The 12,618-nt window shown below is 35.3% G+C and carries 14 protein-coding genes and 1 riboswitch; of the genes, 8 read left to right on the top strand and 6 right to left on the bottom strand.

The features are described 5' to 3' along the window. Positions 1–18: 18 nt before the first annotated feature. A complete protein-coding gene (locus tag BLS98_RS02460) occupies positions 19–1,296 on the bottom strand; it encodes a replication-associated recombination protein A (RefSeq protein WP_089733255.1) in 1,278 nt (425 codons plus the stop codon). A 137-nt stretch (positions 1,297–1,433) separates the two neighbouring features. On the opposite strand from BLS98_RS02460, the gene yidD reads away from it, so the two are divergent. Continuing rightward, positions 1,434–1,649: a membrane protein insertion efficiency factor YidD gene (gene yidD / locus BLS98_RS02455; RefSeq protein WP_228425445.1), complete on the top strand. Its 216-nt coding sequence runs from the start codon at positions 1,434–1,436 to the stop codon at positions 1,647–1,649. A 449-nt stretch (positions 1,650–2,098) separates the two neighbouring features. Then, complete coding sequence (gene lgt, locus BLS98_RS02450) at positions 2,099–2,947, top strand: prolipoprotein diacylglyceryl transferase (RefSeq protein WP_262487347.1); 849 nt, start codon at positions 2,099–2,101, stop codon at positions 2,945–2,947. A gap of 219 nt (positions 2,948–3,166) precedes the next feature. Here lgt and BLS98_RS02445 read toward each other — a convergent pair whose 3' ends face one another. Next, positions 3,167–4,684, bottom strand: coding sequence for an NAD(P)H-hydrate dehydratase (locus BLS98_RS02445; protein ID WP_089733252.1), 1,518 nt, complete (start codon positions 4,682–4,684; stop codon positions 3,167–3,169). A 245-nt stretch (positions 4,685–4,929) separates the two neighbouring features. Between BLS98_RS02445 and mscL the strand changes: the two genes are divergently transcribed. Further along, complete coding sequence (mscL, locus tag BLS98_RS02440) at positions 4,930–5,310, top strand: large conductance mechanosensitive channel protein MscL (RefSeq protein WP_089733250.1); 381 nt, start codon at positions 4,930–4,932, stop codon at positions 5,308–5,310. A gap of 75 nt (positions 5,311–5,385) precedes the next feature. Here the strand turns inward: mscL and BLS98_RS02435 are convergent, their stop codons facing one another. Together BLS98_RS02435 and BLS98_RS02430 are read right to left on the bottom strand one after the other, a co-directional pair. Then, the gene (locus tag BLS98_RS02435) at positions 5,386–6,345 is read right to left on the bottom strand and encodes a D-2-hydroxyacid dehydrogenase (protein WP_089733248.1); all 960 of its coding nucleotides are present in this window, start codon (positions 6,343–6,345) and stop codon (positions 5,386–5,388) included. Between the two features lie 86 nt (positions 6,346–6,431). Next, a complete protein-coding gene (locus BLS98_RS02430; protein ID WP_089733247.1) occupies positions 6,432–6,842 on the bottom strand; it encodes an LNS2 domain-containing protein in 411 nt (136 codons plus the stop codon). 316 nt (positions 6,843–7,158) lie between these two features. On the opposite strand from BLS98_RS02430, the gene idi reads away from it, so the two are divergent. Genes idi through gcvT form a run of 3 tightly spaced genes read left to right on the top strand, consistent with a single transcriptional unit; the run spans position 7,159 to position 9,227 of the window. Beyond that, positions 7,159–7,668 (top strand): isopentenyl-diphosphate Delta-isomerase, encoded by a 510-nt coding sequence (gene idi, locus BLS98_RS02425; RefSeq protein ID WP_089733245.1) that lies wholly within the window; start codon positions 7,159–7,161, stop codon positions 7,666–7,668. Between the two features lie 2 nt (positions 7,669–7,670). Then, positions 7,671–8,141: a hypothetical protein gene (locus tag BLS98_RS02420; RefSeq protein ID WP_089733243.1), complete on the top strand. Its 471-nt coding sequence runs from the start codon at positions 7,671–7,673 to the stop codon at positions 8,139–8,141. 9 nt (positions 8,142–8,150) lie between these two features. After that, complete coding sequence (gcvT, locus tag BLS98_RS02415) at positions 8,151–9,227, top strand: glycine cleavage system aminomethyltransferase GcvT (RefSeq protein ID WP_089733241.1); 1,077 nt, start codon at positions 8,151–8,153, stop codon at positions 9,225–9,227. A 174-nt stretch (positions 9,228–9,401) separates the two neighbouring features. Here gcvT and BLS98_RS02410 read toward each other — a convergent pair whose 3' ends face one another. Together BLS98_RS02410 and BLS98_RS02405 are read right to left on the bottom strand one after the other, a co-directional pair. Then, positions 9,402–9,590, bottom strand: coding sequence for a hypothetical protein (locus BLS98_RS02410; protein WP_089733239.1), 189 nt, complete (start codon positions 9,588–9,590; stop codon positions 9,402–9,404). Between the two features lie 121 nt (positions 9,591–9,711). Next, on the bottom strand, positions 9,712–10,068 hold the full coding sequence (locus BLS98_RS02405; protein WP_089733237.1) for an arsenate reductase family protein: 357 nt from the start codon (positions 10,066–10,068) through the stop codon (positions 9,712–9,714). Positions 10,069–10,188: 120 nt separating this feature from the next. Between BLS98_RS02405 and BLS98_RS02400 the strand changes: the two genes are divergently transcribed. Together BLS98_RS02400 and BLS98_RS02395 are read left to right on the top strand one after the other, a co-directional pair. Then, positions 10,189–10,656: an acyl-CoA thioesterase gene (locus BLS98_RS02400; RefSeq protein ID WP_089733235.1), complete on the top strand. Its 468-nt coding sequence runs from the start codon at positions 10,189–10,191 to the stop codon at positions 10,654–10,656. A 277-nt stretch (positions 10,657–10,933) separates the two neighbouring features. Continuing rightward, positions 10,934–11,002, top strand: a riboswitch (Fluoride riboswitch). A gap of 30 nt (positions 11,003–11,032) precedes the next feature. Continuing rightward, positions 11,033–12,340 carry a voltage-gated chloride channel family protein gene (locus tag BLS98_RS02395; protein WP_181575128.1) on the top strand — a complete coding sequence of 436 codons (1,308 nt, stop codon included), beginning with the start codon at positions 11,033–11,035 and terminating at the stop codon, positions 12,338–12,340. The last annotated feature ends 278 nt before the right edge of the window (positions 12,341–12,618 follow it).

The following is a 12,618-nucleotide window of genomic DNA, read 5'->3' as shown; positions in this document are numbered from 1 at the left end:
CATGTTATCCTTTTTTATTTAATATTTCGTTCCCCACTTCTTCTTTAGCTCTTCATAGATTTTTTTTTCTGTTGCATTGTTTCCTGGTTCATACAGTTTCACATTTTTGATCTCCTGGGGAAGAAAATCCTGGTCTACAAAATTCCCTTCATAGGAATGGGCATATTTATATTCTTTTCCGTAATCAAGATCTTTCATCAGCTTGGTGGGAGCATTTCTTAAATGGAGAGGTACAGGAAGGTTTCCGGTTTGTTTCACTAATGCCATTGCTTCATTAATAGCCATATATGCAGAGTTGCTCTTAGGAGAAACAGCAAGATATACAGCGGTTTCACTTAAAATAATTCTTGCCTCAGGATTTCCGATCACATTGATTGCCTGAAAACAGTTATTGGCAATCACCAAAGCATTAGGGTTTGCAAGCCCGATATCTTCTGCTGCCAGAATAAGCATTCTTCTTGCAATAAACTTAATATCCTCTCCTCCAACAAGCATTCTCGCCAGCCAATAGACAGCTCCGTTAGGATCACCTCCACGCATTGATTTAATGAAAGCCGAAATAATATCATAATGCTGTTCGCCATTCTTATCATACAGCGCCATTGTTTCCTGAAGAACTTCCAGCACATCTGAGTTGATGATCTCTTGAGTATCTGTATTTTTATATTGATTCAAAACCAACTCTACAGAATTAATCAGTTTTCTGGCATCACCTCCCGAATACTGAATAAGCGCCTCTTTTTCAAGAATCTTAAAATCTGTTCCTTCATCTTTATTATATCGTTCAGAAGCAATATCAATAAGTTCTTCTAATTTTTCATAGCTTAGAGCTTTCAGAACATACACTTGACTTCTGGACAACAAAGCGGAAACTACCTCAAAACTTGGATTTTCTGTAGTGGCTCCTATCAAAACAATCCACCCCTTTTCTACAGCATGCAGCAGCGAGTCCTGTTGGGATTTATTGAAACGGTGGATCTCATCAATAAATAAAATGGGCGATTTTCCTGAAAATAAGTTCTGCCCTTTAGCATCTTCAATCACATCACGAACATCTTTCACTCCAGAGGAAACAGCAGAAAGCTTATAAAACTTCCTTCCTGAACTTTCAGAAATAATTTCTGCCAGTGTAGTTTTTCCTGTTCCCGGAGGTCCCCAAAAGATCAGGGAATTCAGGGTATTATTTTCGATCATTTTTCTGATCGTCCCTTTTTCGCCGGTAAGATGTTCCTGTCCTAAAACTTCATCCAAAGTTTTAGGTCTTAATTTCTCGGCTAGTGGAATATTTTGATTCAAAGTATTTTATTTTTTAAGATCAATATTTCAGATTTCTATGGTCTGAAACTTCTAACAAAATTAAACTAATTTTCATTTTTTTACCCTATTTTTGCATTGTTTTGAAACTTACATTCAATAAAATCATTACATTTCCTATGGTAATTTTGATAAAATTTTACCAGTGGTTTATCTCGCCCCTACTTCCTAAAAACTGCCGTTACGAACCTACCTGCTCTCATTATATGATAGAGTCTTTACAAGTTCATGGTATATTTAAAGGTTTCTGGCTGGGATTTAAAAGGATTTTAAGATGTCATCCGTGGGGAGGGAGCGGTTACGATCCTGTTCCACCTAAACATACCCATCAATAAAAATAACAAACTATTAAATCAATAGAAAAATGAGTAATATTTTTTTCAGAATTTACCTTGTCATATTTGCATTGGTTACTCAGTGTCTTTTCGCACAGGAATACCCAGGAGGTCTATCTGACGGAACTTTAGATATCAATGGAAATAATGTTCCCGTGAAAATCTATTCTACTACAGAAATGGGAGACCTGGCTGCATTTCCTGATAGAGGAATTAAAGAGAATGTTCTGGTTATCCTTAATGAATCTAATTTTGAGCCTGCTTATTATAATTATGGAGTTTCAACATTGGTAAGATTCAAGGATTCACAATATCAGTTTTTTGATAAAAACTTCAAATTGATTAACACAGCTCCTACTAAAGATAATATCACTACATTCAAATATGCTGTAAAATCTGCAAAGCCCATCGCTGCTTCTGATAAGGTAGAACTTGAAACATCATTTAAAATATGGGACCCTTCAAAAGGTGTTCATCTATGGGCATTTACATTACACTTTTATAGTTTAATGTTTGTCTTCGCATTTGGTTTCGGATATATTCTAATGACCAGAATTTTTAAAATTGATAATGTTAATCAAAAATATCTTGAACCTCTTTTCACATGGACATTGATAGGAACTATTCTTGGAGCAAGATTAGGACACGTTATTTTCTATCAGCCAGAACTGTTTAAGGAAGATTTCTGGAGTGTATTTTTACCGATTAGCACCAAAAACGGGATCAAATTCACTGGATTTTCCGGATTGGCAAGCCACGGAGCAACAATAGCATTGATCCTTACCACTCTTTATTACTCATATAAGATCATCAAGAAAAATCCTTTCTGGGTATATGATAGATTAGGAATTGTGGTAGCTCTAGGCGGTGCATTTGTAAGAATGGGGAACTTCTTCAATTCTGAAATTGTAGGAAAACCAGCTGACCCCAATTCTCCTTTCGCTTTACTTTTCCCACAACAAAGCAGCGAGTATGGACTAACTGTTCCCCGTTACCCTAGCCAGCTATTTGAAGCAGTAGGATATGTTGCTCTTTTCATTTTATTATGGTTTCTTTATAGAAAAACGAATAAAAAATATCAGCAAGGATGGCTATTTGGATTATTCTTTATCATTCTTTGGGCTATCAGATTCTTCGTTGAATTCCTGAAAGAGCCTCAAGGAGATGAATTCATTCAGATCGGAGGTTTAAATACCGGACAAGTTCTGTCTATTCCGTTTATGATTGCCGGAGTTATCATCATGATTATCTCTAAGAAGTTTAAAATTACAGAAGCAGAAAATGCAAAACCCGAGTAATTAAACTCTATAGATCACCTTGATTAAAAATATAGAAAGGCAAATTTGTTTATTACAGATTTGCCTTTTTTATGTTTAGGTAAGGATAATTCCGTCTTATTCTTAACTAGATTCTTCATTCCACTGCGTTACATTCAGAATGACACAGTCATAATAACAAAGAGGGAAAATAAATCTGTATAAAGAGTCATTATACATTTAATTTCTTCTCCTACTTACTTATAAATTTATTTCTTTTTTTCTATTTAATTCAATAAAAACATTTCCCAGTTCATCAATTACATCTGTAGGCAGCATAGATTCTTTTGAATGTTTTTCTGATGCAAAATCAGCAGCTTTCCCATGTAACCAGACTCCAAGGATGCAGGTGTTTTTTTCAGAATAACCCTGTGCTAAAAGTGAGGTTAGAATCCCGGTTAAGATATCTCCACTTCCTCCTTTGGCAAGGCCTGCATTTCCAGTCAGATTATAGTACACATTACCTTCAGGAATAACCACCTGCGTATGATGATCTTTTAATACAATATAAATATTCAGTTCTTTAGCTTTTTCCCTAGCCAGTTCTAATCTTTTAAATGAATTTTCTGTTTTTCCGAATAACCTTTCAAATTCTTTGGGATGAGGAGTAATGATTGATCTTTTAGGAATTAACTGAAGATTTTTCTGATCTTCAGAAATAATATTCAATGCATCTGCATCCAAAACTAATGGTGACTGATAATCTTTCAGGAAAGTCAAAAGACCTTTTTTAGTTTCTTCTTGAGTTCCCAGGCCAGGACCAACTCCTACAGTTGATTCTTTATCGATATCAAAACACTTAATAGATCGATTTCCACCTTCGATAAACATAGCTTCCGGGCAAGTGGCTTGTAATATCTCATATCCACATTGAGGAGCCAATGTAAAAGTAAGTCCAGCACCTGTTTTTAAAACAGATTTTGTGGCCAGTACTGCAGCTCCTATCTTCCCATAGCTTCCACCTACAATAACGGCTTTACCATAATTTCCTTTATGGGCAAAATCATTCCTGGGATTAAAAAGAGATCCCGCAAAAGAATCATCAATTGCGAAATAATCTGTTTCAGTTGTTTCATTATAATTTTCACTGAGCCCAATGTCCAGAACAATTACTTTTCCCGTGTACTTTCCTGTTTCCGGATGTAGCAAACTTTTTTTCCAGCATTGAAAACTTAATGTATAATTAGCTTTTAAGACCATAGAATCACCATCTAAAAGTCCATCAGCAGAAAGTCCGGATGGAATATCTATAGCTATTTTAGGATTATCTTTTTTATTAATCCATTCTACCAATTCTTTATATTCATCAGCTAAAGGCCTCGATAAGCCAGTTCCGAAAAGCGCATCAATAATAATCGTTTTGTCGTCAAAGCTATATTGTTCAACTTGATTGAAGTTTCGTACAGAAATCCCGGAAATTCCTCGTAATCTTTTAAGGTTTACAGCTGCATCTTCTGAAAATTCCCTTTTGATATCATTTACAAATACATCTACATCAAACCCTTTCTGATATAGCATCCTTGCAATTGCCAACCCATCACCCCCATTATTTCCGCTTCCACAAAGCACAGCTGCCTTCCTATGGGTTTTAGAATGTTCAGAGATCCAATTGGCAGCAGTGAGTGAAGCTCTTTCCATTAATTGAATGGAAGCTATAGGTTCATGGGATATGGTAAACTGATCCCAACTTCTGATTTGTTCGGCAGTGAAGATTTTCATAAGTGAATCTAACTTTTAAATAAATTATAAAAGATATTTCATTACGGTAAGGCCCTGGCAACAAAAATACAAGGACATCATTAATGAGATAAAATATAAGGTTAAAGTTACAATTTCTATTAAAAAAGATAATATCAATTTAGAATAAAAAACCGGTTTTTTGGGATAAAAAACTACAAAAAGTAGTGTTTTTTACATTTTTTAATTATATTTTTGTGTATATACTAATTAAAAAAATATAAATTATGGGATTTGTTAAGGAATTTAAAGAGTTTGCCTTTAAAGGAAATGTTCTCGATTTGGCTGTCGGTGTAATCATTGGTGCAGCATTTGGTAAAATTGTTTCGTCTTTAGTGGAAGATGTAATTACCCCTTTGATCTTAAACCCTGCGCTTAAAGCAGCAGGCGCAGAAAACATCGCTAAACTTACCTGGAATGGTGTTGCTTATGGAAACTTCCTGTCTGCAGTTATCAGCTTCCTGTGTATTGCTATGGTTCTTTTCTTTATTATTAAAGGTGCTAATAAAGTCAACAAAAAAGACGCTCCTGCTCCTGCGGGACCTACAGACGATCAAAAGCTATTGGCTGAGATCAGAGATTTACTGAAAAGCAAAAACAATATATAATCTGTTTATTAACGGTTTAAAATACAAAAGCACCTTCAGATGAAGGTGCTTTTAATTTTATCTTATGAATCTAGATTACTGGATCTGTAAAATGCTTGAAATCTGATCTGCCAAAGAAAGCCCGATTCTGTCCTGAGCTTCAAGGGTAGAAGCACCTGTGTGTGGGGTCAGAGAGATTTTAGAATGGGTAAGGATTTCTTTAGAAGGAGTTGGTTCGTTAATAAATACGTCCAATCCTGCAAATCTCACTTTACCGGAATCCAAAGCTTCAATTAAAGCAGCTTCATCAATTACTCCACCTCTTGAACAATTAACAATCGCTACTCCATCTTTCATGATTTCAAACTCATTCTTACCAATCATGTACCCGTCTTTCTGAGCCGGAACGTGAAGGGTAATAAAGTCTGAATGTTTTAAAACTTCCTGCAAAGGTTCTGTTTCAATATCTACATTGATGAACTGATTGTTGTAGAACCTCACTTTAATGCTTGCCCTTCCTACATTATTATCAGCTGCAACCACTCTCATTCCCAGTCCAAGGGCAATTCTTGCCACTTCCTGGCCAATTCTTCCCATCCCAACGATACCGATGGTTTTTCCTCTCAATTCAATTCCTGCTGCATATGCTTTTTTAAGACCAGCAAATTCTGTATCTCCTACCAAAGGCATTTTTCTGTTGGAATCCTGAAGGAATCTTGCTCCGGAAAATAAGTGTGCAAAAACAAGTTCAGCAACAGATTCTGAAGAAGCTGCAGGGGTGTTAATCACATGAATTCCTTTTTCTCTTGCATAATCTACATCAATATTATCCATTCCTACACCACCTCTTCCGATAATCTCGAGCGATGGACAGCTATCAATAATATCTTTTCTTACCTGCGTAGCACTTCTTACCAATAAAGTACGAACCTGGTGCTCGTTAATATAATCTACTAAAAATTCCTGTGGAACTTTTGCAGTAATCACCTCGAACCCTTTTTCTGTTAATGCATCAATTCCAGATTGGTCTAGGCCGTCATTAGCTAAAACTTTCATAATTACAACTATGTTTTAAAAGTTGAAAGATTTAAAAATTGAAGGATACACTCCATTCAATTTTTAAATCTTTCGTTATATTAAATTTATTCTCCGTCTTCTTTGAACACTTCAATGGTTACTTGCTTTTCAACAAGGTCAGTAAATCTTCCCTTGTATCTTGTAGCTCGTACCAAATGATTATCAATCCAGTGATAATTTCCTCCTCTTGGTTTTCCGCAAAGTACACTCTGATACTTGAACCCGTGCTTATCCAGCCAATCGATAGTGATTTGTTTAAGGTTTTCAGTTCTTGAGGTAAAGAAACAGATCTGATGTCCTTCATCATACCATTTATTAATAGTTTCCAAAGCATCCGGATATGGTTCGCAGGTAACCATTCTTTCTGGTTCTTCATTAGGAACGTCATCCGTAATGGTTCCGTCTATATCAATTAAGTAATTTTTAACTCCATCCTTAAGAATAGGACTGATGTGCTCTATGTATTCTAATTCCATCACGAAAATTTGAGTAACAAAGTTACGGCTTTTATACCTATCAGGGGTATTAATCTTAGTTTATGTTAAAAATTTACTATAAAAATCGCTATTTAATAAATAATATAAACAATTTATTCATAATTTAATGGCTTATAGTTAAAATTTTTCTTTTTAAATTTTAGTTTATGTGTTGAAATAGAGAATATTTATGATTTTAATGAATCTTTCTTTAGGTTTCAAATTTTCTTTTTTATGCTCTTTCCTATTCATTCAAAAGATATAATGTTTTCCTAAAAATTTCCAAAATACATTTATTACTCTTACATTTGTAAAAATGGAAGAATTAGTAGTTTTAGTAAATCCTGATGATGCGGTTTTGGGCTTGATGGAAAAACAGCAAGCTCATATTAATGGTCTGTTACACCGTGCTTTTTCTGTATTTTTATTCAATAGTAAAGGCGAAATGCTTCTTCAGAAAAGAGCACCAGGAAAATACCATTCTCCCAACCAATGGACCAATGCGGTCTGTTCACACCCCAGAATTGGGGAAACTTACCTTGCCGGAGCCCAGCGAAGATTAAAAGAAGAGCTGGGAATAGATGCTGAACTTTCAGAAAAATTCAACTTTATTTACAAAGCAGATGTAGGTGGCGGCCTTTGGGAACATGAACTAGACCATGTTTTTATAGGAAACTATGAATCTGACTTTAATCTGAATAAAGAGGAAGTGGAAGAAGTAAGATTTATTTCTCCTGAAGACCTGGATAAAGAGATTACTGAAAATCCTGAACACTTTACGGAATGGTTTAAAATCATCCTTGAAGAATATAAACACCATTTTTAACGATGAAAAAAATAATTCTTTTTACTGCCATTCTATCAGGAAGTTTATTTTTTGCCCAAAAGGCTACAACTTATGACAGTCCGAACTACTCTATCAATGTTCCTGAAGGCTGGAGATCAACCAATGATAGTGATATCATCAATATTTTTCCTACCAGTGAAATTGGAGCGATTACTATTTCCGAATACCACGATCTGAACCTTCCCAAAACAGAAGCGAAGAAATTTATTCTGGCTCTTTATAAATCTGAAGAAGCTGAAAAAAAGGTTAAGGAAAGCAGAGGAAAAAAAGGATACACAGAATATTTCTACGAATATTTTGATGAAAAAGAAAAACTTTTCTGGATCACAAGAGCTTTTCAAAAAGATAAAGACTTGTATCTGGTTACCATTAACTGTGGCCAGAAATTCTGGAACGGAAACTATATGACCCTATTTAATGAGACTTTTAACAGTTTTAAAATAAAGAAATAAAAATTAAATATGAAGAAAACAGCTTTGTACGACAAACATGCGTCATTAGGAGCTAAGATCGTACCTTTCGCAGGTTTTGAAATGCCTGTACAATATTCAGGAGTAACAGAAGAGCATTTTGCAGTAAGAGAAAAAGCAGGATTGTTTGATGTTTCCCACATGGGACAGTTTTTCATCGAAGGTCCGGGATCTAAAGACCTTTTACAATTTGTAACAACTAACAATGTAGACGCTCTTGAAAACGGAAAAGCTCAGTACTCATGTCTTCCGAACGAAAACGGAGGAATTGTAGATGACCTTATCGTTTACAAAATGGAGGACGACAAATATTTCGTAGTCGTAAACGCTTCCAATATTGACAAAGACTGGAATCATATCTCAAAATACAATACTTTCGGAGCAAAAATGACGAACGCTTCTGATGACATGTCGTTATTAGCAGTTCAAGGTCCTAAGGCTACTGAAATTCTTCAAAAACTAACTGATGTAAACCTTTCTGAAATCCCTTACTATAATTTTACAGTAGGAAGCGTTGCAGGAATAAATGACATCATCATTTCCAATACTGGTTACACTGGAAGCGGAGGTTTTGAAATCTATTTCAAAAACGAAAGTGCAGAAAACCTTTGGGATGAAATAATGAAAGCTGGTGAAGCTGAAGGAATTATTCCTTGCGGATTGGCTGCCAGAGATACTTTAAGACTTGAAAAAGGATTCTGCCTATACGGAAACGATATTGATGATACTACTTCTCCAATAGAAGCTGGTTTAGGATGGATCACTAAATTTGATAAAGACTTTGTTTCTAAAGATGTTTTCGCAAAACAGAAAGAGGAAGGTGTTACCAGAAAACTAGTTGCTTTTGAATTGACAGATAAGGGAGTTCCAAGACACGACTACCCTGTTGTGGATGCTGAAGGAAACGTAATTGGAAAAGTAACTTCCGGAACACAGTCTCCAATGAAAAAGATCGGTTTAGGTCTTGCTTATGTAGACAAGCCTCACTTCAAGTTAGGTTCTGAGATTTTTATTCAGGTAAGAAACAAGAACATTCCTGCAAAAGTGGTGAAAGCTCCTTTTGTATAATCGTTCTCATATCATACTAAAAAGAGACTGTCTTCGGATAGTCTCTTTTTCTTTTGAATATTTTATCTCAGAAATGAGTGGTAATACTCTTAGCTTCACGAAAATTTCAACGCAAAATATTTTTGAATTGTTTTTTCAAAAAAAGAGACTGTAAAATTTACAATCTCTGGATTTCTATCTGCAGTAGCAACAAAGTGATCTGTCTGGAGTGCACATGTCTCCTCTTCCCGGATGGTTTGAAACTACACCTCCTGCTTCACCACAAAGGGTATAGCAGTTGGGTACAATAACTTTTCCACCTCCTTTAATTTCTTTTAATGTTACCCTGCTCAGTTTATGAGCTTTAAAAATGTTTTTATTCATACTACTATTTTTTGGTTATTTAAAGATATAAATAAAACTTTAAAATACTATCCTTCAGTATTTTAAACATAAAAAAAACAGCTCCGCAAGCGGAGCTAAAATCTATATATTAAGAGAAAAATTATTCCTCCACTCCGAAGAATGTTCTTAAAGCCTCAACATTACTTTTATCATTTCCTACAAAAATCTCCTTATCAGTGATAAAGACAGGACGCTTTAAGAAGGTATAATGATCCAGTAACAATTCTTTAAAATCTTTTTCTCCCAAAGACTTTACATCCAATCCTCTCAATTTGATCTGAGTAGATTTTCTGCTGAACAAAGCGTCGTAAGACTTTGTCAGTTTATGCATTTCTGCTAATTCTTCTTTGGTAATAGGCTGTTTTTTTATCTCACGAAGTTCCCAGTCTGTAAGATCAAATTGTGCTAAAATTTTTCTGCAGGTATCGCAGGTGTTCAGGTAAAATACTTTCTTCATTACTGTTCTTAAGTCTTTTATTTGTTAAAATTCCACTTCATTATGATTTCGTCTTTCAAAAGTAGGATTTAATCTAAAACTTTCGAAATTATTAAATAACTTTATTCAAATTTTATAAAGATGCAGAACAAACCTATTACTTTTCAGTTTATTTCAGAGCCTTCAGATGTTAATTATGGTGGAAATGTACATGGCGGAAGCGTTATGAAATGGATTGATCAGGCAGGCTATGCGTGTGCTACCACCTGGAGTGGAAATTATTCCGTAACAGTATATGTGGGAGGAATCCGTTTTTATGATCCGATTAAAATTGGTGAAGTAGTAAAAGTAGAAGCTCAGGTTATCTATACAGGTACTTCAAGCATGCACATTTCCATTAATGTTTTTTCCCGAAATCTGAAACAGCCTACTTTTGAGAAAAAAACCCACTGCATCATTGTTTTTGTTGCTGTAGATGAGAATGGTAAAAAACTTCCCGTTCCCAAATGGATTCCTGAAACAGAAGAGGAAAAACAAAAAGAGCAGTACGCAAAACGCCTGATGGATCTGAGAACTCAGATTGAGGATGAGATGAAGCCTTTTTTGTAGAAGGTTTGAGATTGAATATAAGAGTGTGTTTAGAGTAGAACCTTGAAAATAGATAAAATAATATATTCTTCTATATTTAAGTTTTGGCTAAAGCCAGATGAATGTTGATTTATAACGAGAGCGGGCTTTAGCCCGCCCCTATTGATGTTGATATCCTTATGGTTATGTAAATAGATAATAGTTGTTTAACGACAAGATCTTTTATCTTTTATCTTTTATCTTTTATCTTTTATCTTTTATCTTTTATCTTTTATCTTTATTCAATATATTTGCAATATCAAAAAAAGGAAATGGTGTTCTTCCTTCCCCCAACCGCTTTACAAAAGCTGATGACGCCTGATTGAGAGATTATTAACAATAACTAATCAGGATTATTATGTCAAAAAATCAACGAACACTTGGTCAAAAAGTAGCTTTTCACACCCATTTTTTCTTCAGAAAATTTCCAGCGATCCCCTATATTTTTAAATGGTTGGTCATAAGTCTTATTATTGGAACTTTGGTAGGAAGTGCTTCTGCAGGATTTCTACAGTCATTGGAATGGGTCACTAATTTCAGGGAGAGTCATCTATGGTTGATTGCTTTACTTCCTGTTGCCGGTTTTTTAATCGGACTGCTGTATTACTATTGGGGAAAGGATGTTGAAGCTGGAAATAATCTTCTGATTGACAATATTCATGATCCAAAAGGGATTATTCCATTCAAAATGGCTCCTTTTGTTTATCTGGGAACCATTGCTACTCATCTTTTTGGAGGTTCAGCAGGTCGTGAAGGAACAGCACTTCAGATGGCGGCAGCTATTGCAGATCAGCTTAGCAAACCTTTTAAACTTGATAAGAGTGAAAGAAGAACATTGATTATCTCTGCCATTGCTGCAGGATTTGGCTCTGTTTTCGGAACCCCTTTGGCTGGTGCCGTTTTCGGACTTGAAGTTTTCCTGATTGGAAGAATACGGTATAATGCCTTATTTCCGGCCTTTGCATCAGCTATACTTGCCGATTGGGCTACAAACCTATGGAATGTAAAACATACTCATTATCATATTGATTTTATTCCCAAGCTAGAGTTTTTACCAATCCTGTATAGCATTTTAGCAGGTATTGCTTTTGGAATCTGTGCGGCCGCCTTCAGTAAAATCATTCATTGGGCGGGTTCTTTTTTTAAATCAAAAATTAAATATCCGCCACTTCGTCCCGTTGTTGGGGGAACTATTATCGCTTTGGCAGTTTTACTCATGGGTACAACACGATATATTGGGCTTGGAGTTCCTGTTATATTAGAATCTTTTGAAAAGCAGCTTCCTTTGTATGATTTTGCTCTAAAAATGGTTTTTACCATCATTACGCTTTCAGCTGGATTCAAAGGAGGTGAAGTGACCCCCTTATTCTTTATCGGTGCTACACTGGGAAGTGCATTATCTCTATTTATTCCATTACCATTTGGATTGTTGGCGGGAATGGGATTTGTGGCCGTATTTGCCGGAGCCACCAATACTCCATTGGCCTGTATGCTGATGGGTATTGAATTATTTGGAGCTGAATGTGGTGTGTATATCGCTATAGCCTGTGTTGTTTCCTATCTTCTTTCAGGACATAACAGTATTTACAGCAAGCAAAAGATTGGAGAGGCTAAAAACAGAAGATATGAAAACCAACAGGATAGATCTGTATCGGATTTTTTGTAAGAATGAATAGAAATTGGAGGAACTAAAAATTGATTCGCTTTAAACCACCCTGTCAAAAATTCAAAGAATTTTTAACACCCCGAATGGCTATCCTTTCATTTCAATATTCTACTTAAAATAGTATTGAAAATAAAGAACATAAAGCACAATCCGGTTTAGAAGTTCATATACTTCAACGATAAATCCTCATCAAAATGAACACAACCTCGTATCTCGAATCACGAAACCCGCATCTCAACCCTCAAACGCTGCTATTCAAAATACAACTATAATCCGTA

It is taken from the genome of Chryseobacterium jejuense (assembly GCF_900100075.1).
GTDB lineage: Bacteria > Bacteroidota > Bacteroidia > Flavobacteriales > Weeksellaceae > Chryseobacterium > Chryseobacterium jejuense.
This window is presented reverse-complemented; position numbering and strand designations above follow the sequence as displayed.

Coding starts and splice junctions, on each gene's coding strand:
- BLS98_RS02410 (WP_089733239.1), bottom strand. CDS start 9,590: ATGAATAAAAACATTTTTAAAGCTCATAAACTGAGCAGGGTAACATTA.
- BLS98_RS02445 (WP_089733252.1), bottom strand. CDS start 4,684: ATGAAAATCTTCACTGCCGAACAAATCAGAAGTTGGGATCAGTTTACC.
- BLS98_RS02405 (WP_089733237.1), bottom strand. CDS start 10,068: ATGAAGAAAGTATTTTACCTGAACACCTGCGATACCTGCAGAAAAATT.
- BLS98_RS02400 (WP_089733235.1), top strand. CDS start 10,189: ATGCAGAACAAACCTATTACTTTTCAGTTTATTTCAGAGCCTTCAGAT.
- gcvT (WP_089733241.1), top strand. CDS start 8,151: ATGAAGAAAACAGCTTTGTACGACAAACATGCGTCATTAGGAGCTAAG.
- BLS98_RS02430 (WP_089733247.1), bottom strand. CDS start 6,842: ATGGAATTAGAATACATAGAGCACATCAGTCCTATTCTTAAGGATGGA.
- BLS98_RS02395 (WP_181575128.1), top strand. CDS start 11,033: ATGTCAAAAAATCAACGAACACTTGGTCAAAAAGTAGCTTTTCACACC.
- yidD (WP_228425445.1), top strand. CDS start 1,434: ATGGTAATTTTGATAAAATTTTACCAGTGGTTTATCTCGCCCCTACTT.
- BLS98_RS02420 (WP_089733243.1), top strand. CDS start 7,671: ATGAAAAAAATAATTCTTTTTACTGCCATTCTATCAGGAAGTTTATTT.
- idi (WP_089733245.1), top strand. CDS start 7,159: ATGGAAGAATTAGTAGTTTTAGTAAATCCTGATGATGCGGTTTTGGGC.
- mscL (WP_089733250.1), top strand. CDS start 4,930: ATGGGATTTGTTAAGGAATTTAAAGAGTTTGCCTTTAAAGGAAATGTT.
- BLS98_RS02435 (WP_089733248.1), bottom strand. CDS start 6,345: ATGAAAGTTTTAGCTAATGACGGCCTAGACCAATCTGGAATTGATGCA.